This is a genomic window from uncultured Friedmanniella sp. (genome assembly GCF_964244005.1).
GTDB lineage: Bacteria > Actinomycetota > Actinomycetes > Propionibacteriales > Propionibacteriaceae > Microlunatus.
This window is the reverse complement of the sequence record NZ_CAXTHG010000017.1, coordinates 46346-68572: the sequence shown is the minus strand read 5'-3', so window position 1 is coordinate 68572 and position 22227 is coordinate 46346. Positions and strand designations below refer to the sequence as shown.

23 protein-coding genes and 1 pseudogene are annotated in these 22227 nt (G+C 72.5%); 7 read left to right on the top strand and 17 right to left on the bottom strand.

Annotation, left to right across the window (positions count from 1 at the left end; all coding sequences use genetic code 11):
* Window positions 1-23: 23 nt before the first annotated feature.
* Both ACFE76_RS12345 and ACFE76_RS12340 read right to left on the bottom strand, forming a co-directional pair.
* Window positions 24-428 (bottom strand): cupin domain-containing protein, encoded by a 405-nt coding sequence (locus ACFE76_RS12345; RefSeq protein ID WP_375432056.1) that lies wholly within the window; start codon window positions 426-428, stop codon window positions 24-26.
* A gap of 46 nt (window positions 429-474) precedes the next feature.
* Entirely contained in the window at window positions 475-2094 is a 1620-nt protein-coding gene (locus tag ACFE76_RS12340; protein WP_375432055.1) for an alpha/beta hydrolase, read from the bottom strand.
* Window positions 2095-2291: 197 nt separating this feature from the next.
* On the opposite strand from ACFE76_RS12340, the gene ACFE76_RS12335 reads away from it, so the two are divergent.
* The 3 genes and pseudogenes from ACFE76_RS12335 (at window position 2292) to ACFE76_RS12325 (ending at window position 4337) form a co-directional block, all read left to right on the top strand.
* The gene (locus ACFE76_RS12335) at window positions 2292-3140 is read left to right on the top strand and encodes a PHP domain-containing protein (RefSeq protein ID WP_375432054.1); all 849 of its coding nucleotides are present in this window, start codon (window positions 2292-2294) and stop codon (window positions 3138-3140) included.
* Between the two features lie 733 nt (window positions 3141-3873).
* A pseudogene (locus ACFE76_RS12330) lies at window positions 3874-4098 on the top strand (type II toxin-antitoxin system RelE/ParE family toxin); the annotation flags it as partial.
* Window positions 4095-4337, top strand: coding sequence for a type II toxin-antitoxin system Phd/YefM family antitoxin (locus tag ACFE76_RS12325; protein WP_375432053.1), 243 nt, complete (start codon window positions 4095-4097; stop codon window positions 4335-4337). The pseudogene ACFE76_RS12330 and the gene ACFE76_RS12325, both read left to right, overlap by 4 nt.
* 42 nt (window positions 4338-4379) lie before the next feature.
* On the opposite strand, the gene ACFE76_RS12320 is transcribed toward ACFE76_RS12325, so the two are convergent.
* Together ACFE76_RS12320 and ACFE76_RS12315 are read right to left on the bottom strand one after the other, a co-directional pair.
* Window positions 4380-4976, bottom strand: a complete 597-nt coding sequence (locus ACFE76_RS12320; protein WP_375432052.1) for a GNAT family N-acetyltransferase — start codon at window positions 4974-4976, stop codon at window positions 4380-4382.
* A gap of 1 nt (window position 4977) precedes the next feature.
* Window positions 4978-5661: an alpha/beta fold hydrolase gene (locus tag ACFE76_RS12315; RefSeq protein WP_375432051.1), complete on the bottom strand. Its 684-nt coding sequence runs from the start codon at window positions 5659-5661 to the stop codon at window positions 4978-4980.
* A 70-nt stretch (window positions 5662-5731) separates the two neighbouring features.
* Here ACFE76_RS12315 and ACFE76_RS12310 point away from each other — a divergent pair, with 70 nt between their 5' ends.
* On the top strand, window positions 5732-6703 hold the full coding sequence (locus ACFE76_RS12310) for a helix-turn-helix transcriptional regulator (protein WP_375432050.1): 972 nt from the start codon (window positions 5732-5734) through the stop codon (window positions 6701-6703).
* 32 nt (window positions 6704-6735) lie between these two features.
* On the opposite strand, the gene ACFE76_RS12305 is transcribed toward ACFE76_RS12310, so the two are convergent.
* From ACFE76_RS12305 to ACFE76_RS12275, 7 genes are all read right to left on the bottom strand, one after another.
* On the bottom strand, window positions 6736-9099 hold the full coding sequence (locus tag ACFE76_RS12305) for an ATP-binding cassette domain-containing protein (protein WP_375432049.1): 2364 nt from the start codon (window positions 9097-9099) through the stop codon (window positions 6736-6738).
* On the bottom strand, window positions 9096-9590 hold the full coding sequence (locus tag ACFE76_RS12300; RefSeq protein ID WP_375432048.1) for a pyridoxamine 5'-phosphate oxidase family protein: 495 nt from the start codon (window positions 9588-9590) through the stop codon (window positions 9096-9098). The genes ACFE76_RS12305 and ACFE76_RS12300 overlap by 4 nt, the downstream gene beginning before the upstream one ends.
* A gap of 101 nt (window positions 9591-9691) precedes the next feature.
* Entirely contained in the window at window positions 9692-10657 is a 966-nt protein-coding gene (locus ACFE76_RS12295) for a siderophore-interacting protein (RefSeq protein ID WP_375432047.1), read from the bottom strand.
* Window positions 10654-11490, bottom strand: coding sequence for an ABC transporter ATP-binding protein (locus tag ACFE76_RS12290; RefSeq protein WP_375432046.1), 837 nt, complete (start codon window positions 11488-11490; stop codon window positions 10654-10656). Before ACFE76_RS12290 ends, ACFE76_RS12295 begins: the two co-directional genes overlap by 4 nt.
* 2 nt (window positions 11491-11492) lie before the next feature.
* Entirely contained in the window at window positions 11493-12560 is a 1068-nt protein-coding gene (locus ACFE76_RS12285) for a FecCD family ABC transporter permease (RefSeq protein WP_375432045.1), read from the bottom strand.
* Window positions 12557-13603, bottom strand: coding sequence for a FecCD family ABC transporter permease (locus tag ACFE76_RS12280; protein WP_375432044.1), 1047 nt, complete (start codon window positions 13601-13603; stop codon window positions 12557-12559). Before ACFE76_RS12280 ends, ACFE76_RS12285 begins: the two co-directional genes overlap by 4 nt.
* Window positions 13603-14643: an iron-siderophore ABC transporter substrate-binding protein gene (locus ACFE76_RS12275; protein ID WP_375432043.1), complete on the bottom strand. Its 1041-nt coding sequence runs from the start codon at window positions 14641-14643 to the stop codon at window positions 13603-13605. Before ACFE76_RS12275 ends, ACFE76_RS12280 begins: the two co-directional genes overlap by 1 nt.
* A gap of 101 nt (window positions 14644-14744) precedes the next feature.
* Between ACFE76_RS12275 and ACFE76_RS12270 the strand changes: the two genes are divergently transcribed.
* Window positions 14745-15842, top strand: coding sequence for a calcium:proton antiporter (locus ACFE76_RS12270; RefSeq protein WP_375432042.1), 1098 nt, complete (start codon window positions 14745-14747; stop codon window positions 15840-15842).
* A 13-nt stretch (window positions 15843-15855) separates the two neighbouring features.
* Here ACFE76_RS12270 and ACFE76_RS12265 read toward each other — a convergent pair whose 3' ends face one another.
* On the bottom strand, window positions 15856-16506 hold the full coding sequence (locus tag ACFE76_RS12265) for a 4a-hydroxytetrahydrobiopterin dehydratase (RefSeq protein WP_375432041.1): 651 nt from the start codon (window positions 16504-16506) through the stop codon (window positions 15856-15858).
* A gap of 56 nt (window positions 16507-16562) precedes the next feature.
* Here ACFE76_RS12265 and ACFE76_RS12260 point away from each other — a divergent pair, with 56 nt between their 5' ends.
* Window positions 16563-17105 (top strand): DinB family protein, encoded by a 543-nt coding sequence (locus ACFE76_RS12260; protein WP_375432040.1) that lies wholly within the window; start codon window positions 16563-16565, stop codon window positions 17103-17105.
* Window positions 17106-17203: 98 nt separating this feature from the next.
* Here the strand turns inward: ACFE76_RS12260 and ACFE76_RS12255 are convergent, their stop codons facing one another.
* The 4 genes from ACFE76_RS12255 to ACFE76_RS12240 form a co-directional block, all read right to left on the bottom strand.
* A complete protein-coding gene (locus tag ACFE76_RS12255; protein ID WP_375432039.1) occupies window positions 17204-17749 on the bottom strand; it encodes a GNAT family N-acetyltransferase in 546 nt (181 codons plus the stop codon).
* A gap of 30 nt (window positions 17750-17779) precedes the next feature.
* Entirely contained in the window at window positions 17780-18922 is a 1143-nt protein-coding gene (locus ACFE76_RS12250) for an ROK family protein (protein ID WP_375432038.1), read from the bottom strand.
* Entirely contained in the window at window positions 18919-20220 is a 1302-nt protein-coding gene (locus tag ACFE76_RS12245) for a DUF1479 domain-containing protein (RefSeq protein ID WP_375432037.1), read from the bottom strand. The genes ACFE76_RS12250 and ACFE76_RS12245 overlap by 4 nt, the downstream gene beginning before the upstream one ends.
* Before the next feature lie 143 nt (window positions 20221-20363).
* The gene (locus ACFE76_RS12240) at window positions 20364-21212 is read right to left on the bottom strand and encodes an extensin family protein (protein ID WP_375432036.1); all 849 of its coding nucleotides are present in this window, start codon (window positions 21210-21212) and stop codon (window positions 20364-20366) included.
* 117 nt (window positions 21213-21329) lie between these two features.
* Here ACFE76_RS12240 and ACFE76_RS12235 point away from each other — a divergent pair, with 117 nt between their 5' ends.
* Window positions 21330-21479 (top strand): hypothetical protein, encoded by a 150-nt coding sequence (locus tag ACFE76_RS12235; RefSeq protein ID WP_375432035.1) that lies wholly within the window; start codon window positions 21330-21332, stop codon window positions 21477-21479.
* Window positions 21480-21538: 59 nt separating this feature from the next.
* On the opposite strand, the gene ACFE76_RS12230 is transcribed toward ACFE76_RS12235, so the two are convergent.
* A complete protein-coding gene (locus ACFE76_RS12230) occupies window positions 21539-22195 on the bottom strand; it encodes an MBL fold metallo-hydrolase (RefSeq protein WP_375432034.1) in 657 nt (218 codons plus the stop codon).
* Window positions 22196-22227 lie beyond the last annotated feature (32 nt).

Sequence of the window (22227 nt, the reverse complement as noted above, 5' to 3'; positions counted from 1 at the left end):
GGCCGCCGTTCGACACCACCCACCTAGCGGCCTGGGTACTCCGCGTCGGTGAGGTGGTCGGCCCACTCGGTCTCCGGGCCGTCCTGGCCCTCAGCGAGGCCCTCCCACATCGCGAGGTGGCCCATGAAGTGGTCGGGGTCGGCCCCGTGCCAGTGCCACTCACCGGGCGGGGTGTAGACGGTGTCGCCAGGGTGCATCACCTGGACCTCGCCGCCGCGGGCCTGCACCAGCCCGATCCCGTCGGTCACGTGCAGGGTCTGACCGTTCGCGTGCCGGTGCCAAGCGGTGTGCGCGCCGGGGGAGAAGCGGACCAGGTTGACCCGCAGCCGGGACGGCAGCGTGCCCGCCGCGATGACGTCGTACCAGACGTCGCCCGTGAACGTCTCGGCTGGGCCTTTGGTGCTGGGCTGCTTGGCTTGGGTCTGCATGGAACCGAATCTAGGACTTTCCCCCGGCAGGAGGGAGGGCCTGTCGTTACCTGCCTGGCTGAGAGACCGACCAGCGTGGAGAGGACGGCCGGCTGGCGGTCGACGCGCGGGGGGCGGCCTTCGCCGAGGCGGTCGGCTGCTGGAAGGGCACGACGTCCTGCTCGCAGACGGTTCCGCGCGGCGGCGTCCGCCCGGTGAGCAGGTAGGTCCCGATCGCCTGGTCGGCGCAGGACGACCGGAACAGCGAGGTGTGCCCCCAGGCGTGCAGGGTCAGCAACCGCGAGCTGGGCAGCAGCCGGGCGGCCGTGACGGCGCCCTGGTACGGGGTGGCCGGGTCGAACTGGTTGCCGACGACGAGCACCGGCCGGGCGGTCCGGTGGGTGAACGGTCCGAGGTAGCGGTCCCGGTCACGGCCGGGCCAGTCGGCGCACTGGCTGGAGGCCCAGGTCCACAGCGGGCCGAAGATCCCGTCCCGGCGGCGTGAGACGGCTGCGGCCCGGACCCACGCGCGGTAGCTCGTGGGGTTGATGGTGTCGGAGCAGGCCACGCCGGGGAAGCCCTCGACGTAGTTGTGGTACTCGGGCGCTGCTGCTGCTGCTGCCGCCGCCCGCAGCTGCAGCAGGTGCTGCGCCAGGGCTGCGGGGTCGGCCTGGGTCTCCAGCTCGGCGAGGAACGAGGCGAGGTCGGGCCAGATCGACGAGTCGTACATCGCCCCGAGGGTGTCGCCGACCAGGAAGCTCTCGTCGTACTCCAGCACGGACCCGTCCGGCTGCGGGAACGCCACCGGGTGTTTCTTCAACGTCCGGTAGAGGGTCGCGAAGCGGTGGGCGCTGTCGGGCCCGAAGGCGCAGGCGGAACCACCCGCGTCGCACAGGCGGAAGAACTCGTTCAGGGTGTCGCGGGCGCCGACAGCACTGCGCAGCCGGGTCGAGAACGGGACCCGTCGAGCCTGCCCGCCGCGTCCCGTCGTCCAGGCCACCGGGTCGAGCACGCCGTCGATGACCAGGGCGCGGAACCGGCGGGGGAACAGGTTGGCGTAGACGTTGCCGAGGAAGCTGCCGTAGGAGACGCCGTAGTAGGTGAGCAGCCGGTCACCCGCGGCTTGCCGGAGTCGGTCCAGGTCGCGGGCCACGTTGGCGGTCGACATGTGGTCGAGGATCGGCCCGGCCTGGCGGGCGCACGCCGCGTCGACCGTACGTTCACGGGTGATCCAGGCGCGGGTCTCGGCGGGGGACGTGGGGTAGGGGACCGGCGCCGCCACCGCCGCGGCGTCCTCGTCGGTGTCGAAGCACTGCAGCGGGGTGCTGCGCGCTATCCCGCGCGGGTCGAAACCGACGATGTCGAACCGGGCCCGCACCTCGGGGGTGAACAGGGAGGGGCCTGCCCCCAGCACGAAGTCCACGCCGGAGCCGCCCGGCCCGCCAGGGTTGACGAACACCGAACCGATCCGGTGCGCCGGGTCGGACGCCGGGAGCCGGACCAGCGCCAGCGAGATCCGGGCGCCGCGGGGGTGGTCGTAGTCCAACGGCACCTGCACCTGGGCGCAGTCGAAGCCCGGGTCGCAGGGGGTCCAGCCGATCGTGCTGGCCGGGGCGCTCGCCCCGGCCGGCGCCGGTTCGGGCGTCCGGGCTGCGGCCGGGCTGGGCGCGACCAGCGTCGACGACACCAGAGCCCCCACCGAGACAAGCGCGAGGGCCGCCGACATGCGAACGCGGCGGCCGAGAAGTGGAAAACCCATGGCAAAGCCCCCGAGCAGTCGACGGTGACGAACACCAGCACGAACCTGTCCGCAGTCTGTCAGCACGCGGTGGGTCTGACCAGGGGTAGCGGTCCTCGACCTCCCGCCGACGGCATCATGAGGGCATGCGACTGCCCGCGGACAGCCACGTACACAGCGAGTGGTCGTGGGACACCGGCGGCCCAGCGTCGGACGCGGCGGGGCGGATGCGGTTGGTCTGCGCGCGGGCGGTGGCGATCGGGCTGCCGGCCGTCGTGTTCACCGAGCACCTCGACTTCGACGGCTGGCGGATCGACGCCGAGGACGCAATGCCCAACCACCGGGAGCTGATCACGCCGGACGGCATCCTCGAGCCGCCCGAGCTCGACGTGCCGGGCTACCTCGACAGCATCGATCGCTGCCGGCACGAGTTTCCCGGGCTACGGATTCTCACCGGGGTCGAGTTCGGCCAGCCGCACCTCTTCGACGCTCAAGCCGCCCAGCTGCTCGACCTGACCCAGCTCGACCGGGTCAACGGGTCGTTGCACACGCTGCAGAACGGCCAGGACCGAAGCGAGCCCATGACGTTGTTCCGCGTCTGGCCCGTCGACCGGGTGCTCGAGGAGTACCTCGCCGAAATCCCCCGGATGGTTGCTGACTCAGACTCCTTCGCGGTGTTCACCCATCTCGACTACGCCGTCCGGTCGTGGCCGACCGAGCAGGCCGGACCGTTCGACCCCCGTCGGTTTGAGGAGGGGTTCCGGCACGCCATGCGCAGCCTGGCCGAACGCGGCCGCGCCCTGGAGATGAACACCCGCCGGCTCTGGCCCTGGATGCCGCGCTGGTGGAGCGAGGAGGGCGGACGGGCCATCACGTTCGGCAGTGACGCCCACGTCCCGGCCGCGCTGGCGACCGGCTTCGGCGAGGCGATGGACATGGTGGAGCAGTACGGCTTCCGGCCGGGGCGGCGGCCCGAAGACTTCTGGACCCGCTGACTGCCGCTCCGGCCCGACCGGCCGCACTCCTGCGCCCCGTCGGCACCCGTGCGCCCTGTACAGCGGGAGCAGGAGTCGTTCCGGGGCGCACGAGGCGCCGAGGTCGAGACCTCAGTGGTCCACGGGCCGCCGGACCCGACCGCCGGCGAAGGCGGACAGGGCGGGGAGGGCGCGGCCCTGGAAGTCGAACAGGGTGAGGTTGTCGTTCGGGTTGCCCTCGCCCGGCGTCCAGCCGACTCCGGGGGTCCACGCCGGTCCCAGCTCATGAAGCCCAGCCTGTGCCTGTCGGCACGTGAGCGAAGACGCCCCGGAGCGCGGTGAAGTAGGCGAGCTGGCTCTCGGGGGTGGGCGGCGAGATGGTCGCGTCCGCAGCTGGTCGAGGGAGTTGAGGATGTTGGTCAGTCCCCACCCGTTCTGGCACGGTCCGCTGCAGGCCCTGCAGGCCCTGCAGGACAACCTGGGCGACCCGGATCGCCGGCTTCGACGACTCGCCCGTCCCGGCCCTTCCTAGCCCGCGCTGACCACCATGCGCCAGCTCGTCGGCCGGATCAGCCGCGAGATGATGCGGCCGCTGCTCGCCAGATCGACGGCGAGCAGCCCGCCATCTGTATCCTGCCTACCGAGCTCGTGGTCGGCGACTCCACCTGACTGTCGTTAGGCGAGATTCGGTACCCTTTGCGGTACTTCAAAGTGGTGCCAACGTAGGGTCGAGCTCGCTCCCGATGACGTCAAGGCAATCCGCAAGATGCACCCTCAGGTCGGGAGGCGCGTGCGCGCAGCGATATTGGCCCTCGGGTCAGATCCTCGACCAACGGGCGTGACCAAGTTGCGAGGTCAAGAGGCCTACCGCATCCGTATCGGGGACTACCGGGTGGTCTACGTGATCAGGGACTCCGAACTGCTGGTCGTCGTCATCCGGACCGGACATCGCAGCGATATTTATCAGGAGAAGTCATGACCAGCATTGCCGTCACCGAGGCGAAGGGCCGTCTCAGCAGCCTCTTGCACGACGCCGAGACCGAAGACGTGACGCTGCTGCGCCACGGCCGCCCGGCTGGCGTTCTGGTCAGTCCCGAGCGCTACCAAGCGCTGGTGGAAGCGTTCGAGGACGCGGTTGACGCGGCGGTCGTCGCCCAGTTCCTCGCTCATCCCGAGCCCACCGTTCCGGTGGAGGAAGCTTTCGCCGGTCTCGACTGACGCCTTGAGCAAAGGGCGTAGCTGCTGCCCGAATCGGGCGGCTCACGCGGATACCGGCTCGACGACCCGGTTCATGATCCAGGCGTGCTTACCCACCTGCCGGACGCGGCTGAAGCCGTGGTCCTCGAACAGCTCGACGGTGGCGCTGAACAGGAAGCGGCCGTGCGCCTCGCGGCCGGCCGTGACCTCGGGAATGGACTCGACCAGACCGCCCCCGGCGCGGGCGATCTGGTCGAGCGCCCCGCCCAGCGCGACTCGGGCGATCCCTTGGCCGCGGTGCTTCATGTCCACCCAGAAGCAGGTGATTCGCCAGTCCGGGTGGGGCGGCGGCTCCTTCTCGTACTTCACCCGGTGCTTGATGCCGGGCAGCTCGTCCGGGCTGCCGTACTGGCACCAGCCCTGGGCGAGGCCGTCGGCGTCGAAGACGAGCGCGGCGTGCGCGCGGTCGGTGCGGACGCGCTCCTCCTTGGCGCCGCGGTGCTCGCTGAGCCGTTCGCCGCGGTCGAGGTGGAAGCCGATGCACCAGCAACCGCCGAAGATCCCGCGGTTGCGCACGACCAGCTCGGCGAAGGCGTCCCAGGTGTCGGCCGCCAGGGGCCGGACGGTCCACGCCGCGGTGTCGACCTGCCGCTCGGTCACGTCAGCGGTCCGTCGCTTCCGCGAGCAGCCGAGCCAGAGCCGCCGGCTGGGTGAGCATCGGCCAGTGGCCCGAGTCGATGTCCACCAGCTCGAGATGCCGGGCCCGAGCGAGCTCCGGCACCTCGCCGGCGTCGATCCACTCTTTTGCCTGGGCGGGGGGAAACTCGGGGCAGACGAGCACGACCGGGACGTCGAACCGACGCTCGTCGGCGAGCCGGACGACCCCTTGGCTGACGCCGAGCGGCACGGGGATCGCCGCCGCGCTGAAGCGGCGTCGTGCCTCGACGTCGAGGTCGTCGGCGTCTGGTCCCTCGAACGGTTCCCAACCAGGGAAGGGCATCGCGCCGTCGACCTCGGGAAAGAAGTCGGCGTACCGGTCGCCGTCGGCGGACGGGAAGCCGCCGATCACGACCACACCCGCGAGCTTCTCGGGCCTGGCGTCCGCGGCGAGCCAGGCCAAGGTGGCGGCCGCCGAGTGCCCCACCACCCACGGTGGTCCGGTCGCCGCGTCCACCGCCTTGAGCACGGCGGCGACCTCGTCGTCGAGGGTGGCCGTGGTCGACCCGTCCCCCTGGCCGGGCAGGGTGACCGGGACGGGCCGGTGGCCGAGCTCCTCGAGCAGGGGTGCGACCTCGTTCCAGGCGGAGCCGTCGAGCCAGAGGCCGGCGATCAACAAGATGTCCATAGCCGCACGCTAGGGCTCGATCCGGACGTAACGCTTCCGGAAGCCGCGGCAGGGTCCATATTCTGCTGCGGTGTCGAGCGACCTGAGTCCCACTGGCCGGGCGCTCCGGGCGCTGGAGCTGCTGCAGCAGCGGCCCGGCGCGACCGCCGAGGAGCTGGCTCAGTCCCTCGGGGTGACGGAACGGGCGGCACGCCGCTACGTGGCGATCCTGCGCGAGGCGGGCATCCCGGTCGAGTCCACCCGCGGCCGGTACGGCGGCTACCGGCTAGGCCGGGGCACCCGGCTGCCGCCGGTCGTCTTCACCGAGGCCGAGGGCCTCGGTCTGGTGATGGCGGTGCTGGACGGCCAGCCGGCGGCCACCGACGGCGACGACCTCGTCGGTTCGGCGCTTGGCAAGGTGATCCGGGCGCTGCCCGAGAACGTCGGCCGACAGGCGGCCGCGCTGCGGCAGCACGCGGCCGCGGCGCCCGACCGGTACGCCGCCCGTCCAGATCCCGCGGTGGCGAGCGCCCTGGTGGCGGCCGTCGCGGCGCGGCGACGGGTGCTCGTCGGCTACCGCAGCGAGTCGGGTCGGTCGTGGGAGTCGGAGGTGGATCCGTGGGCGGTGGTCGTCCGCTACGGCCGCTGGTACCTGCTCTGCCACTCCCATCGTGCGGACGCGGTCCGTACCTACCGGCTCGACCGGATCAGCGCTGTCGCGGAGCTCCCGCATGGCTTCGTCCCGCCCGAGGGGCTCGACCCGGTGGCGGCTTTGGAGGAGAACCTCGGCTCCGGCTGGGAGTTCCCGACCCGGGTCGTCTTCGACCGGCCGGTCGCGGAGGTGGAGCCGTGGGTCCGGCCGCCCTGGGGTCGCCTGGAGGCTTCCGGGGACGGCTGCGTCCTGGTCGGCACCACGGGTAACCCGGACATGTACGCCGCGGAGTGGCTGGCCACCGTGCCGCTGCCGTTCCGGGTCGACGAGGGGCCCGAGCTGCGGGCCGCGGTCGCCGCCGTCGCAGCCCGGCTGGCCGCCGCAGTCTCGGAGTTGTCAGACACCAGTTGACCCAGAGGACAACTGGTGTCTGACAAGTCGGGTCAGGCCCCGACGTAGGCCGCCAGGTGCTGACCGGTCAGGGTGGAACGGTCGGCCACCAGCTGGGCCGGCGTGCCCTCGAAGACGATCCGGCCGCCGTCGTGGCCGGCGCCGGGTCCAAGGTCGATGATCCAGTCGGCGTGCGCCATCACCGCCTGGTGGTGCTCGATCACGATCACCGACTTCCCGGACGCGACCAGCCGGTCGAGCAGGCCGAGCAGCTGCTCCACGTCGGCGAGGTGCAGGCCGGCGGTCGGTTCGTCGAGGACGTAGACGCCGCCCTTCTCGCCCAGGTGGGTGGCCAGCTTGAGCCGCTGCCGCTCGCCGCCGGACAGCGTGGTCAGCGGCTGGCCGATGGTGAGGTAGCCGAGCCCGACGTCGGCCAGGTGGGTCAGGATCTTCGCCGCGGCCGGGGTGGCCGCCTCGCCGGTAGCGAAGAACTCGCTCGCCTCGCTGACCGACATGGCCAGCACCTCGCTGATGTCACGACCGCCGAAGGTGTACTCCAGCACGTCGGCGGAGAAGCGCTTGCCGTCGCACACCTCGCACGGGGTGGCCACGCCGGCCATCATCGCCAGGTCGGTGTAGACGACCCCCGCCCCGTTGCAGTTGGGGCAGGCGCCCTCGGAGTTGGAGCTGAAGAGCGCCGGCTTGACCCCGTTGGCCTTCGCGAACGCCTTCCGGATCGGCTCGAGCAGCCCGGTGTAGGTGGCCGGGTTGCTGCGCCGCGACCCCTTGATCTGGCCCTGGTCGACCGAGATCACCCCGTCCCGGCCCGAGACCGAACCGTGCATCAACGAGCTCTTGCCCGACCCGGCCACGCCCGTGACCACCACCAGCACGCCGAGCGGGATGTCGACGTCGACCGCCTGCAGGTTGTGGGCGTCCGCGCCGCGCACCTCGAGCACGCCCGACGGCGTCCGCACCGACGGCTTGAGGCTGGCGCGGTCGTCGAGGTGCCGTCCGGTCAGCGTGCCACTGCTTCGCAGCCCCTCCACCGTGCCCTCGAAGACGATCTCGCCGCCGCCGGAGCCGGCGCCGGGACCGAGGTCGACCACGTGCTCGGCGATCTCGATCATCTCCGGTTTGTGCTCCACGACCAGCACGGTGTTGCCCTTGTCGCGCAGCTGCAGCAGCAGCTCGTTCATCCGCTGGATGTCGTGCGGGTGCAGGCCGACCGTCGGCTCGTCGAAGACGTAGGTGACGTCGGTGAGGGAGGAGCCGAGGTGCCGGATCATCTTTGTCCGCTGGGACTCCCCGCCCGACAACGTGGCTGAGGGGCGGTCGAGACTGAGGTAGCCGAGCCCGATCTCGACGAAGGACGCCAAGGTGTGCTGCAGCGTGGTGAGCAGCGGCGCCACGGACGGGTCCGCGAGCCCGCCGACCCAGACGGCGAGGTCGCTGATCTGCATTCCGCAGGCGTCGGCGATGCTGATCCCGTCGATCTTCGACGACCGGGCGGCCTCGCTGAGCCGGGTGCCGTTGCACTCGGGGCAGACGGTGAACGTCACCGCCCGTTCCACGAAGGCGCGGATGTGCGGCTGCAACGCGTCGATGTCCTTGGCCAGCATCGACTTCTGCAGCCGGGGGATCAGCCCCTCGTAGGTGAGGTTGATGCCCTCGACCTTGATCTTGGTCGGCTCCTTGTGCAGCAGGTCCTGCAGCTCTTTCTTGGTGTAGCGGCGGATCTGCTTGTCCATGTCGAAGTAGCCGGAGCCGGCGAAGATCCGGCCGTACCAGCCCTCCATGCTGTAGCCGGGGATGAGGATGGCCCCCTCGGCGAGGGACTTCGTGTCGTCGTACAGCGCGGTCAGGTCGATGTCGGACACCGAGCCCCGGCCCTCGCAGCGCGGGCACATGCCGCCGGTGATGGCAAAGCTGCGCCGCTCCTTGACCTTCTGGCCGCCGCGCTCGATCGTGACCGCACCGGCCCCGCTGATCGAGGCGACGTTGAACGAGAAGGCCTGCGGCGACCCGATGTGGGGCTGTCCGAGCCGGCTGAAGAGGATCCGCAGCATCGCGTTCGCGTCGGTGGCCGTACCGACGGTGGAGCGCGGGTCGGCGCCCATCCGTTGCTGGTCGACGATGATCGCCGTGGTCAGCCCGTCCATCACGTCGACGTCGGGCCGGGCCAGGGTGGGCATGAAGCCCTGCACGAACGCCGGGTAGGTCTCGTTGATCATCCGCTGCGACTCCGCGGCGATCGTCGAGAAGACCAGCGAGCTCTTGCCCGAGCCGGACACCCCGGTGAACACCGTCAGCCGACGCTTGGGGATCTCGACGTGCACGTCCTTGAGGTTGTTCACCCGGGCGCCGTGCACCCGGATCAGGTCGTGGCTGTCGGCCGTGGGGGTCTCGCTGCTCATCGGGTCTCCTCGGGGTCGGGCTCGTCATCGGGGTCACGCCAGCGGCCGTCGCGCATCAGCTCGCGTCCGGCCAGCTCCTCGACCTCGCGCCAGGCCTGGACGCGGCGCGGCACGATCCGGAACCAGCGGTACGCCGGGCCTTCCCGGCGAGGGTCGAAGCCGGTCCGCGCCGCGAACCGGTCCCCGTCCGCCGCCGGCAGCGCGTCGATCGCCAGCACCTCGACCTCGCCGTCGACCATCACCACGTCGCGGGTCGCCCCCAGCCCCAGCCGGACGCTCCCGGTCGCTGCGAGGTTCCGACCGGTCGGACTGGACGCTGCCGTCGCCAGCAGCAGCGCCTCGCCGTCCCAGTCGAACGACAGCGGCACCAGATAGGCGGCGCCGTCCGCCGAGGCGCTGGCCACCCACAGGTCGACGTCGTGTGCGAGCCGCTGCTCGGTGTCACGACGACGCTGGGCGCCGGAGCGGGGCCCGGGCACGAGGGTGTCCATGCCGTCACGCTAGCGGCGTCGCGGCGGTCTCCGCTTCTCCGATCCTGCCGACTTGCCAGAACGTCAGGGCTGGAGCACCGTGAGGGTCTGACAAGTCGGCGTCAGATGAGCTCGGCGCGTCCCTGCCGCCAGTAGCCCATGAACGAGGCGCTGCCGCGGTCGAGGCCGTGGTCGCTCAGCAGCAGCCGGCGCAGGTCGCGGACCATCCCGGCCTCGCCGGCCACCCAGACGTAGCAGGGCTCGGGTCGAGGCGCCGCGTGCAGGCCGAGGAAGGACGGGGTGTCCCACAGCACCTCGGCGTCGATGTCGACCTCCGGCACCGACGGCGTCGTCGTCGCCACGGGCCCTAGCGGGTCGGCGGCCAACAGCGCGCGGACCGCCTGGCGCAGCCGCTCCCCGTACGGCCGGCGGCCCCGGGCGAACCAGGTCACCTCGACCCCGCCGGTGGGTCGCAGGTCGACGAAGTCAGCCGATCCGGGCACTTCGAGCAGGGCGGTGCCGCGATAGCCGGCGGGCAGCGACTCCAGCACCGCGCTGGCCGCGGGGACGGCCGTCTCGTCCCCGACCAGGAGGACGCGGACGCCGACCCCGGCCAGGGGCGCCGGCGGCAGCCACTCGATGCCGGCCGCGACGTCGGCGGCGGCGTTCGGCCCCAGCACGGTGATCCGGTCGCCGGGACGCGCCCTCGCAGCCCACGTGCACCCCGGGCCGGCCGGTCCCGAACCCCCGTGCAGCACGAAGTCGAGGTCGAGCTGCGGTTCCGGTCCGTTCAGCCGCAGCGCCCGGACCGTGTACGTCCGCAGGTGGCCGCGTTCGGCCGGCGGCAGCGCCCGCCAGCGCAGGTACCAGCCGGGGGAGAGGTCGGCCAGGTCGGGCGTCGGCCTCCCTGGCTCGGGCAGCAGCAGCTTGACCCGCTGGTCGCGCGGACCGAGCGGGCCGCCGGGGTGGAAGCGGGTCAGCGCCTCCCCGGTCAGCGTCACCCGGACGAAGGTGGGGGAGAGCCGGACGGTCGCGGCCACTTCGAGCGGAAAGGTCAACAGCGGCGGGGCGGTCGTGGTGACGGTCATGCCGGTACCTCCACAGGGGTCGTTCCGGGCAGGTCGGTCGGAGCCCGGTGCCGGCCGATCGGCACCACCAGCGGCGTCCCGGTCACCGGGTCGGCCACCACCCGGCAGCCGAGGCCGAACACCCGGGTCACCAGCTCCTCGGTGACCACGGTCGCCGGCGGTCCGGACCGGACCACCCGGCCGTCCTGCATGGCGACCAGGACGTCGGCGTAGCGGGCGGCGAGGTTGAGGTCGTGCAGCACCATCACGACGGTGGTGCCCCGCTCGGCGTTGAGCTCGGCGAGCAGGTCGAGCACCTCGATCTGGTGGGCCAGGTCGAGGAACGTCGTGGGCTCGTCCAGCAGCAGGATGTCGGTCTCCTGGGCCAGCGCCATAGCGATCCAGACCCGTTGCCGCTGGCCGCCGGACAGCTCGTCGACACTGCGGTCGGCCAGCGCCGCGGTGCCCGTGGCGGTCAGCGCCGCAGCGACCGCGTTCTCGTCCGCGGCCGACCAGCGCCGCCAGAAGCCCTGGTGCGGGAACCGGCCCCGGCCCACCAGGTCGGCGACGGTGATCCCCTCGGGAGCGACGGCGGTCTGCGGCAACAGCCCGAGCAGCCGCGCCACCTCCCGCGTCGGCCGGTCGGCGATGGCGGTACCGTCCAGCAGCACCGTGCCGGCCGTCGGAGTCAGCAGCCGGGACAGCCCCCGGAGCAGGGTGGACTTGCCGCAGGCGTTCGGGCCGACGACGGCCGTCACCTGGCCCGGCGCCAGCCGCAGCGTCAGCTCGTGGACGACCGTCCGGTCCTCGTACGCCAGGGTCAGGCCTTCGGCGTCCAGCGTGTGCGTGCTCACGGTCACCCTCCTCGGCCGCCGCGGTTGGCGGCGACCAGCAGATACAGCAGGAACGGGGCGCCGAGAGCGCCCGTGACGACGCCGACCGGCAGGGCCGTGTCGGCGAGCGCGTTGGCGGCGACGAACTCGGCGCCGAGCACGATCAGCGCCCCGACCAGGGCTGCGGCCGCCAGCGAGGTCGCCCCGCCCAGCAGCCGACGGGCGATGGGGCCCGCGAGGAAGGCGATGAAGGAGACCGGGCCGGCCGCGGCCGTGGCCACCGCCGCGAGCGCGACCGCGACGGCCAGCAGCGCGAACCGGACCCGGCGGACCGGTACGCCGGTGGCCGCAGCCACGTCGTCGCCCAGCTCGAGGCCGCGGAGGCCGCGGGACAGCGCGGCGGCCGCGGGCAGCAGCACCACGGCCGCAGCCGCCGTCCAGCCGACGCGTTCCCAGCTCGCGTGGTTGAGCGAGCCGGTCAGCCAGACCAGCGCGTCCGCGGCGGTCCGCAGGTCCGACCGGGTGAGCAGATAGCTGGTGACCGCGTTGAGCACCGCCGCCAGGCCGATCCCGATCAGCACCAGCCGCTGGCCGGTCGCACCACCCCCGGCGGCGAGCAGCTGGATGACCACCGCGGTCAGGCCCGCTCCAGCGAGGGCGGCCAGCGGGACGGCCGCTCCTGCGCCGCCGAGCACCACCAGGGCGAAGACGGCCGCCGCGCTGGCTCCGGAGGTGACCCCGATCACGTCCGGGCTGGCCAGCGGGTTGCGCAGCAGGGTCTGGAACACCGCTCCGGCCACCCCGAACCCCACGCCCACGCCGGTCGCGACGACCGCGCGCGGGAGCTTGTTCTCGAGCACGATGAACGAGGCGCCGGGGATCTGCTCACCGGCCAGGATCCGGACGAAGTCGGGAATCGTCACCGGGTACCGGCCGAGCAGCACGTTCACCGCGAACAGGCCGACCACGGCCAGCCCGAGCAGGGCCAGCACCCGGGCGCGGCGCCGACGTGTCCGAGTCCGGACGGCGGCCGGGGTCACGGGGGCCGGGCCCGTGGGGATCCCGGTGGTGTCGGCGAGAACGGCGGTCACAGCGTCACCGTCCGGCGGCGCCGGACCAGCCAGACGAACACGGGGGCGCCGAGCAGGGCGGTCAGCAGGCCGGCCGGGACCTCGCCGGGCGGCTGCACCACTCGGCCGACGACGTCGGCGCCCAGCAGCAGCACGGCCCCGAGCAGCATCGACAGCGGCAGCACCCGCCGGTAGTCGGCGCCGACCAGGACCCGGGCCACGTGCGGCACCACCAGCCCGACGAAGGCGATCGGCCCCACCAGCGCGGTCCCGGCCCCGCAGAGCAGCACCGCCCCGAGCGCGGTGATGGCGCGGCCGAGACCGACCCGTTGGCCGAGGCCGCGCGCCAGGTCGTCGCCGAAGGCGAGGCCGTTCAGGATTCGGCCGGTGACCGAAGTGATGACCGCGCCGACCGCCAGGAAGGGAGCCGCTGCGCTCAGCTGCGGCCAGTCGCGTCCCGTGAGTGCGCCGACCGCCCAGAAGCGGTAGCTGTCCCAGGTGGCGGCGCTGGCGACGAGCATCGCGTTCAGCAGCGAGAACAGCCCCGCCCCGACGGCCGCTCCGGCCAGGGCCAGCTTGACCGGGGTCGCGCCCTCACGCCCCAGGCTGGCGACCCCGTAGACGACGAGGGCTGCGACGCCGGCGCCGGCCAGCGCGAACCAGACGTAGCCGCTCAGGTCGGTGACGCCGAAGACCTGGATCCCGGTCACGACGGCCAGCGCCGCGCCGGCGTTGACACCGAGGATGCCGGGGTCGGCCAACGGGTTGCGGGTCACGCCCTGCATGGCCGCGCCGGCGAGGCCGAGCGCGCCGCCGACCACGAGACCGATCACGGTCCGCGGCGCCCGGGAGCGGACCACCGCGTGGTCGCCGTCGCCGGGGACATAGCTGGTCCAGGCCTCCAGCACGGTCGGCCACGGCACCGGGCGGGCGCCCAGGGCGAACGAGGCCGTACCGACCGCGACAACACCGAGCAGGGCCAGGCCGAGCACGACCGGCAGCGGCCATCGACCCCTACGGGCGCTCGGCCGAGCCCGGACGGGGAGCGTCGCGGCCGGGGACATCAGCTGACCTTGTCCGCCGCGGCGGCGAGCTGGGGCAGGAACGTGTCGAGCGCCCACGGCAGGCTCAGCGGGCTGGACGCCGAGATGGCCAGCGTCAGCGTGTTGTCGGAGTCGGCGACCAGGGCGCCTCGCCTGACCGCCGGGATCTGGCCGAGCAGCGGGTCGGAGATGATCTGGCCTGCGGTCTTGCTGTCGGGCACCCAGGTGGCGAAGACGTCGGACTCCAGCTCGTCGGCGCGCTCGGCCGACCAGGGGAAGAAGAAGGCTTCGTCCTTGGTGTTCGCGGCGACGACGGGCGCCTGGGTCATGCCGATCGAGGTCAGGAACCGCGGTCGGTTGTCGTTGGCGGTGTAGACGTTGACCCCGCCCTTGGCCGGTTCGAGGTTGCCGTAGATGAAGGTCTTGCCCTTCAGCTGGGGGTACTGGGCGGCCTTGTCGGCGATCGTCTTCTCGGTCCGCGCGATCAGGTCGGTGGCCTCGGCGTCGCGGCCGAGCGCCTTCCCGATCAGGGCCGTCGACTCCTGCCACGGCGTGCCGTACGCCACCTTCGGGTAGGCGACGACGGGCGCGATCTTGCTGAGCTTGTCGTACTCCTCGCGGGTGAGTCCGGAGTACGCGGCCAGGATCAGGTCCGGCGTCGCCGCGGCGATGGCGTTGTCGTTCACGCCGTCGGCCTCGGAGTACTGGGCCGGCGCCCTGCCGGTGCCGATCGCCGCCCCGGCCGCCGCCAGCGCGGTGTCCTTCCACGGCGTGGACCCGGCCGCGTTGCCGCCGTACTCGTCCTTGGGCATGCCGACCGGGACCACGCCGAGCGCGAGCGCGACGTCGGCGTTGACCCAGGACACGGTGGCCACCCGGGTCGGCGGCGCGGTGATCGTGGTCTCACCGAACGCATGGGTGACGGTCACCGGATAGGCCGCGGAGGCCGCGGGGGCAGCTGGGGCGGCGGTGTTCGACGGGCCGGTCGAGCAGGCAGCGAGCGGCAGTCCGATGGCGGCCACGGCGGCGGTGGCGAGCAGGTGGCGGCGGGTCAGGGTCATGGCATCTCCTCGTCCTAGTTAGGTAAGGCTAACCTGCTTCGTGGTGCTGCCGTCAAGTCTGCGTCCCGCCGGTTGGCGCCGCCTCTGTCATCCTTGACGCCATGATCAGCGCACTCCGACCAGGCCTGTCCTGGGTCGTGCTCGTGCCCGTGCTGGCGTTGGTGGTCTTGGCGCTGACCTGGGGTCGGGACCTTCCCGGCGTGGTGGTGGCCCTCGTGGCGCTGGTCCTCGGCGGGGCGGTCCTGGCCGCGGTACACCACGCGGAGGTGGTCGCGCACCGCGTCGGCGAGCCGTTCGGATCGCTGGTCCTGGCCGTCGCGGTGACGATCATCGAGGTGGCGCTGATCATCACGCTGATGCTGTCCGGCGGCGCCAAGACGGCGACGCTGCCGCGGGACACGGTGTTCGCGGCGGTGATGATCACCGTCAACGGGATCGTCGGGCTCTCGCTGCTGATCGGGGCGGTCCGCTACAAGATCACCTTGTTCAACGCCGAGGGCACCGGGGCCGCGCTGGCCACGGTCGCCACGCTCGCGACCCTGAGCCTGGTGCTGCCGACCTTCACCACCAGCCGGCCGGGGCCGGAGTTCTCCCCGTCGCAGCTGGCCTTCGCCGCGCTCGCGTCGCTCGTCCTCTACAGCGCGTTCGTGCTCACCCAGACCGTGCGGCACCGCGACTTCTTCCTGCCGGTGACCTCGGCCGGGGTGGTGATCGAGGCGGAGGAGCACGCCGACCCGCCCACCGACCGGGGGGCCATCACGAGTCTGGCGCTGCTGCTGGTCGCGCTCGTCGCCGTCGTCGGCCTCGCCAAGGTGGAGTCACCGGCCATCGAGGCGGGCGTCGAGGCGGCCGGCCTGCCGCCCTCCTTCGTCGGGGTGGTGATCGCCCTGCTGGTCCTGCTGCCCGAGACGCTCGCCGCCTCGCGGAACGCCCTGCGGGACCGGATCCAGACCAGCCTCAACCTCGCCCTTGGCTCGGCGATGGCCAGCATCGGGCTGACCATCCCGGCCATCGCGGTCGCCACCATCTGGATCGACGTCCCCCTCGAGCTCGGCCTCGGTTCCACCCAGATGGTGCTGCTCGCCCTGACCGTCGTGGTCGGTGTGCTGACCGTCGTCCCCGGCCGCGCCACCCGGCTCCAAGGCGTGGTCCACCTCGTGCTGCTCGCCGCCTTCGGCTTCCTGGCCGTCAACCCCTGACCGGTCCAGCAAACTAGTCCCGGTCCTGCCAGGTGCACAGGCAGACGCGGTTGCCCTCGGGGTCGGCGAGCACCCAGAAGGCCGGGGCCTCGTCCTCGCTGACCAGGGTGCCGCCGGCGGCGAGGGCGGCGTCGATCCGCGGCTGGACGGCCGCGGGATCGACCCAGAGGTCGGGGTGCCAGCGCTGTCGGGGCTCCTCGCTGCCCGAGGTCTGGAACCAGACGGTCGGGAAGTCGCCGTACGGGTCGGGCAGCTCGTGGGCCTCCGGGGCGGGCGGGGGGTCCACCGCCAGGACGGCGGCCCAGAACGGCAGGATCGCCGCGGACGCCGGCGTGTCGAGGCCCATCTCGACCTGGGTGAGGTGCGCCGAACCGAGCTCGAGCCCGGTGGCCGCCGCGAGGGTGGTGATGCGTCGGGCCAGCCGGATGTCGCGCCCGGTGATGCCGCCCGCGTCGTGGCTCGTGAGCCGGACGCCGAGGTGGCCGTAGTGCAGGTCGAGGTCGGGATGGTGGTCCATCTCCACCGCCGCGGCGCCGATCGCGTTCAGCAGCGCCAGCCCGGTGGTGAAGTCGGAGGTGATGATCCGGGTCTGCAGACTGCCGAGCAGGTTGGCCCAGCCGGTCAGCCCGGCGTCGGCGACCTGCTGGCCCGTGAGTGTGGTCATCCCGTCATGCTGCCGCACCCTCGCGTGGTGCGGAAGGTGCCACTAACCTGTCCGCCATGCCTGACGTCGACGAACATGGTCGGCCCGAGCCGCCGCTCGACGGGGACGAGGCCGCCATGGTGCTCGGATTCCTCGACTGGCAGCGGGCCACGTTGGCCTGGAAGTGTGCCGGGCTGGACGCGTCGGGCTTCGGTGCGACCACCGCGACGTCGACGATGACCCTGGGCGGGCTGCTCAACCACCTGGCCTGGGTGGAGGACCACTGGTGCTGGTGGTGCCTGCACGCCCGGGACCGCGACCCGTACTGGAGGGCGGTCGACTGGACCGCACACCCGGACTGGGAGTTCACGTCGGCCGCGTCCGACTCGCCGGAGAAGCTGCGCGAGCGGTGGCAGACGGCGGTGGACCGGTCCCGGACGGCGGTCGCCGAGGCGCTCGCCGACGGTGGTCTGGACGGCCTGGTCCAGCGGCCACCCTGGCCGGACGGCCGGCGGCCCAGTGTGCGCTACGTCTTGCTGCACCTGATCGAGGAGTACGCCCGGCACAACGGCCACGCTGACCTGCTGCGGGAGTCGGTCGACGGGTCGACGGGGGAGTAGCGACCGCTCGTCGAGACGGTCACGCCCGTCCGTGCGCCCCGGCGGCCGTCATGCGCCCCGCCGGCCGGGCGCATCTGGGCGGGCCGGGCGCATGAGACTCAGGAGTGGTCCGCTTGCTTGCGGAAGGCCACGGCGGCGGACAGCTCGTGGTCCAGCGGCAGGGTCGGCTGGCGGTAGCGCGAGTGCTCGGTCAAGCCGAGCCGCCGCATCACGGCTTGGGAGGCCACGTTGCCCACCGTGGTGATCGACCAGATGTGCGGCAGGCCCAGCTCGGCGAAGGCGATCCGCAACGCGGCGGTCCCGGCCTCGGTGGCGTAGCCGTGACCCCAGGCCGAGCGCGCGAGCCGCCAGCCGACCTCGGTGTCACCGACGCCCGGCGTACCGTCCGGCATCGAGTTGAGCCCGGTGAAGCCCAGAAACGCGCCGTCCGCGAGCCGCTCGAGCGCCCACAGCCCGTAGCCCTGCTCGTCGAACCGGGCCTCGATCCGCTCCACCAGCTCGTCGCTCGCCGCCCGGTCGCGCGTCGACGGGAAGTAGCGCATCACCTCGGGGTCGGCGTTCAGGTCAGCGAACGGCTGCCGGTCGGCGTCTCGCCAGCGGCGCAGCCGTAGCCGCGGGGTCAGCACCTCGTCGAACCGTCGCACGGCCCAGAGCCTAGTGACGAGGTGCCCCGCTCAGAACGCGTTGACCACGGCCTGGCGGGCGCTGGCCACGGCCCGGATCCGGACGCCGTCGTGCTCGGGGGCGTCGACGAGCGCGGTGGGACGCATCACCAGGGCACGCTCCGACATCTCCATCCGGTCGGTGACCCGCTGCAGGAAGCCCACTGTGCTGCCCCAGGGTCCGCCGACCAGGACGCCTTGGGGGTCGAGCAGGGCGACGACCGAGCCGAGCGCGCCGGCGACGGCGGCCGCAATCGCGTCGCCGGTCCGGCGGTCGGCCGGTGCGTCGCTGAGCAGGATGCCGCGGACCCGCGAGACGTCGATCGCCTCCGAGCCGGGCCGCATCAGGTCCCACGCAGCGAAGCACTCGACCAGCGTGCGGCTCCGGCCACCCGGCCCGTCGGTTCGTACGTGGGCCAGCTCGCCGGCCATCCCGGTGGCTCCCCGGACCACCCGGCCGCCGAGCATGACGGCACCACCGACCCCGGCCCCGAGGTAGGCCAGCACGACGTCGTCGAGGTCGGTGGCATTGCCGTGGCTGCGCTCGGCCAGGGCCGCCCAGTTGACGTCGTTGTCGACCTCGACCGTCGGGGCGACGCCGGCCAGCACGTCCGCGGCCGCGAACTCACCCACCAGGAACGGGGCGTGCGGCAGCGGGAGCAGGGCACCGTTCCGCCGGTCGACCGGACCGGCCACGCTGACCGCACAGCTGCGGATGACGCCGGGGGTCTGCCGAACCGCCGCCTGGACGGCCGCCTGCAGGATCGGGACGAGCTCTCGGCCCTCCAGCGGTGGCGGCGGTACGGGCTGCTCGACGTGCGCCAGCCGCTCGCCCAGCAGGTCGAACGTGTCGACCACGACGCCGTCCGGTCCGACCGAGACGGCCAGGGCCGCGGCGGCGTCCAGCCGCAGTCGGCAGGCCGTACCGGCCCGACCCCGACCACCGAGCTGCAGCCCGTCCTCGACGACCACGCCGGCCTCGATCAGTCGGCGCACGCTCTCGGAGATGGTCGGCTTGGATATCCCGGTACGAGCGGCGATCGCCGCCCGGGTCAGGGGGCTCGCCGCCAGCAGCTGCTCGAACACCCGACGGTCCGTCAGCTGCCGCACCATCTCCAGCGACGGCCGCAACGGCTCCTCGACGGGCAGGGTCACAGGCCCAGGCCGCGGCGGCCGATCGCGTTGAGCTGGTCAGGGGCAAAGCGGTCGGGCCAGGCGACCTCGTAGTGCTCCTCCGGGAAGTCGTACGGGCTCCGACCGGCCAGGAACGCGTCGCGGACCAGACCGGCGTACTGCTCGTTCTTGGGGCACCAGGGCGCGGCCGGGATGTACATCACGTTGCCCCAGCCCTGCTGGTCGGTCACCGGCGCGACCGCGTGCACCAGGTCGCAGTGCCACCAGACCGAGTCGCCCGGCTGGACGCTCGGGATGCCCGAGACGGCGTCCATCAGCAGCGCATGCCACTCCTCGGTCACCGGGAACGTGTGGTTGGGCTTGACCCCGCACATGCTGTCCTCGGGGACGTCGTCCAGCAGGGGCCGCAGCATCAGGTAGGCCATCGCCTTGGGGATCGGTACCGTGTGCAGGACGCCCTGGTCGGAGGGCATCTCGCTCAGCGCGGTCCAGCCCTGGAAGGTGCGGAACGCCGAGCACATGGTCGAGCCGGGGAACTGCGCGGCCTCGGTCCGGTACGAGGCGTCCCACGGGTCGTACGCCGCGAAGTCGCCGGCGAAGAGGTGCCGGAAGGTCTGCTGGTAGCCCTCGGTCATCCACAGGTCGAGCGTGCCGGGGTCGAGGTGGGTGCCGAGGCCGCCGGAGTCGGCGCCCGGCGGACGGCGGCGGATCCGGTCGGGGTAGAGGCTGTCGCGCTCGGGGTCGAACCATCTCCGGCCCTCGCTCGCCGACGTCCAGCGCGCGTTCAGGAACGACTGCACCCGGGCCATCCGGGGGTGCTGCCGGGCCTCCATCTGGGCGCAGGACCAGTAGACGGGATAGATCTCGGGCTTGCCGGCGTCAAGGTCGCCGAAGAAGTCGTCGGCCGGTCCGGCGTAGTGCTCGAAGAAGTGGTTGCCGTCCACGTAGTCGACGATCTGGCGGTCCCACTGCTCGGCCTGCTTCCGCTCGAAATGTCCGCGGACCACCACGCAGCCCCGGCGCTGCACCAGCGCGAGCGTCTCCTCGCTCACCGTGCCGGCCTCGATGTCGGCGTAGTCGACCACCGGCCAGACCTCTTCGCCGCGGGCACGGGTGGTGAGGATGTCGGCGATCTCGGCGCGGAGAAAGTCCTCGACCTCGGCCACGACGTCCCCGACCGTGCGCCCTGAGGCGGCGATCCGCTCCCGCAGGGCGTGCTTGATCTCGCGTGTCGCCGCGGCCAGGTCATCGGGCTGGGTCTCCCAGTGCGGCAGTCCGGTGAGCTCGCTCCGGGCCGTGCCGGTCGTGGTGCTGGTCATGGGATCATCCTCCGTTGGACGGGTAAGGCTTCCTTACGAAGTAATCGTAAGGGCTCCTACCGAACCGGGCAAGAGGCTGTTGGTCAACAACCTGCGACATGGTGCCGCGAGTACGCGGCACCATGTCGCAACTTGTTGCACGTTCAGCCTGCTTCGGCGCCGCGGGGGACGGAGGCGGTCAGGAACGCGCGCCAGGCGTCGACCGAGTCGTCGAGGTCGCCGCCGTGGCCGATCTGTGCCAGCACGCGCTTGGTTGCCCGGCGGGTGGGGGAGTCCCAGCGGCCGGTGACCTCCACCGGGTCGTCCCACAAGTGGGTGCAGATGGCCTGGACCGCCTGCAGCTGTGACGGCGACGACGTGGACAGGGTCGAACGGCCGCGGCCGGAGCGTCCGTTGTCGATGTGGATGTGGTTGGCGTGGGTCGCGTTGTAGAGATAGGTCAACACGTAGGCGAAGTCGAGGTGCAGGCTGGCGGCCAGGGCCCAGTAGCGGCGCTGGGCCCGCTGCCGCTCGGCCCCGGTCGTCGAGCGCCAGCGGTCGTAGCGGCAGGACACGAAGTCCCCACCGCGCAGCCGCAGCCGGGCCAGGTCGAACGCCCGGCCGGCCGCGTGCCACGAGCTGCAGTCGGAGCCGCCGGCGACGTACGCGCCGTAGGTCCACACCTGGTCGGGTGCGGTCAGCCCCGACCGCTCCCGGTAGCCGCCGAGCCAGTCGCCCAGCTGGGTGTGGAAGCCGCCGTCGAACGCGAACGAGGCGCGCTCCTGGCTGATCTCATAGACCAGCGGCAGCTTGGCGAGGGTGCCGTGCTCGTCGAGGGAGCCACGGGAGACGCAGCGGTCCGGCGTCGCCGGCGGATTGTCGGCCGCGGGGTCCCGGGTCGCGGGGGTGCAGCCGCCGAGCAGGATCGTCGCGGCCCCGGCCCCGGCCAGCCCGAGGAGCCCGCGCCGGCTCACCGGCGGGATCCGCTGGGCCCGAGGCTCATCCGTGGTCACGGCTCCAGGGTTCCAGGCGAGGCGAAGAGCGACGTCGGCCTGCGGTCCGGCCCGGGTCGGACCAGGGTCTGGTCCCTCTGCTCGTCACGTCAGCCGACCCAGCTGAAGGGAGCACCCGTGCGCGTGCGGTGCCCTCGTGGCCGTCTCCGTTTCCTGGTGGTCGTGCTCTGGCTGCTGCTGGCGGTGGCCCGCGGCCACGCCGCCAGCGGTGCGGCTCGCGCCAACCACGACGGCGCGGCCTTCGGGGGCATCCCGAACCTCACCTGACCGGGCTGCCGGTCCGGTGATCCGGCCTGGACCGTGGTGGTCTCGTCCGCGGCTGGTCCCTACCAGCCGCGGGCCCGCCACTCGGCCAGGTGCGGACGTTCGGCGCCGAGGGTGGTGTCGTCGCCGTGGCCCGGGTGGACGACGGTGTCGTCGTCGAAGCGGGCGAACACCTTCTGCTCCAGGTCGTCCATCAGCGAGGAGAAATCGACGCTGCTCGCGGTCTTGCCCGGCCCGCCGGGGAAGAGGCTGTCGCCGGTGAAGAGGTGCGTCCCGTCCGGCCCGCCGTAGGCGAGGGCGATGGACCCGGGGGTGTGCCCGACCAGGCCGATCACCTCGAGCCGCTCGTTCCCGACGACCACCTGGTCGCCGTCCCAGAGCCCGCTGAGGTTTTCCACCCACGCGCCGGTGGCGATCGCGTGCACGTCCGGCCGACCGCAGCGCAGAACGGCACCTGTCGCCTCGGCCACCTCGCTCAGGGCCTGCCAGTGGTCGCCGTGCCGGTGGGTGGTGACGATGGTGTCGAGCTGGTTCCCCGTGACCGCCAGCAGTCGCGGCGCGTCGGCCGCGGCGTCGACCAGCAGAGAGGCGTCACCGCTGGGCAGCAGGTAGGCGTTGTTGTCCATCGGGCCGACGCTGAGCTTGGTCACGGTCAGCGTGGCCGACAGCGACAGGGTGAGCGGCTCGCCGCCGGCGTCGACGTGGTTCAGTCCGGGCATCAGGAGTCCTCTCGGAGGAAGCAGCAGGGGGC

What these genes read in the sequence shown, in the direction of transcription:
- ACFE76_RS12315 (WP_375432051.1), bottom strand. Translation starts at nt 5,661, where the DNA reads ATGGACATCTTGTTGATCGCCGGCCTCTGGCTCGACGGCTCCGCCTGG.
- ACFE76_RS12280 (WP_375432044.1), bottom strand. Translation starts at nt 13,603, where the DNA reads ATGTCCCCGGCCGCGACGCTCCCCGTCCGGGCTCGGCCGAGCGCCCGT.
- ACFE76_RS12230 (WP_375432034.1), bottom strand. Translation starts at nt 22,195, where the DNA reads ATGCCCGGACTGAACCACGTCGACGCCGGCGGCGAGCCGCTCACCCTG.
- ACFE76_RS12265 (WP_375432041.1), bottom strand. Translation starts at nt 16,506, where the DNA reads ATGACCACACTCACGGGCCAGCAGGTCGCCGACGCCGGGCTGACCGGC.
- ACFE76_RS12345 (WP_375432056.1), bottom strand. Translation starts at nt 428, where the DNA reads ATGCAGACCCAAGCCAAGCAGCCCAGCACCAAAGGCCCAGCCGAGACG.
- ACFE76_RS12335 (WP_375432054.1), top strand. Translation starts at nt 2,292, where the DNA reads ATGCGACTGCCCGCGGACAGCCACGTACACAGCGAGTGGTCGTGGGAC.
- ACFE76_RS12270 (WP_375432042.1), top strand. Translation starts at nt 14,745, where the DNA reads ATGATCAGCGCACTCCGACCAGGCCTGTCCTGGGTCGTGCTCGTGCCC.
- ACFE76_RS12305 (WP_375432049.1), bottom strand. Translation starts at nt 9,099, where the DNA reads ATGAGCAGCGAGACCCCCACGGCCGACAGCCACGACCTGATCCGGGTG.
- ACFE76_RS12300 (WP_375432048.1), bottom strand. Translation starts at nt 9,590, where the DNA reads ATGGACACCCTCGTGCCCGGGCCCCGCTCCGGCGCCCAGCGTCGTCGT.
- ACFE76_RS12260 (WP_375432040.1), top strand. Translation starts at nt 16,563, where the DNA reads ATGCCTGACGTCGACGAACATGGTCGGCCCGAGCCGCCGCTCGACGGG.
- ACFE76_RS12325 (WP_375432053.1), top strand. Translation starts at nt 4,095, where the DNA reads ATGACCAGCATTGCCGTCACCGAGGCGAAGGGCCGTCTCAGCAGCCTC.
- ACFE76_RS12275 (WP_375432043.1), bottom strand. Translation starts at nt 14,643, where the DNA reads ATGACCCTGACCCGCCGCCACCTGCTCGCCACCGCCGCCGTGGCCGCC.
- ACFE76_RS12245 (WP_375432037.1), bottom strand. Translation starts at nt 20,220, where the DNA reads ATGACCAGCACCACGACCGGCACGGCCCGGAGCGAGCTCACCGGACTG.
- ACFE76_RS12295 (WP_375432047.1), bottom strand. Translation starts at nt 10,657, where the DNA reads ATGACCGTCACCACGACCGCCCCGCCGCTGTTGACCTTTCCGCTCGAA.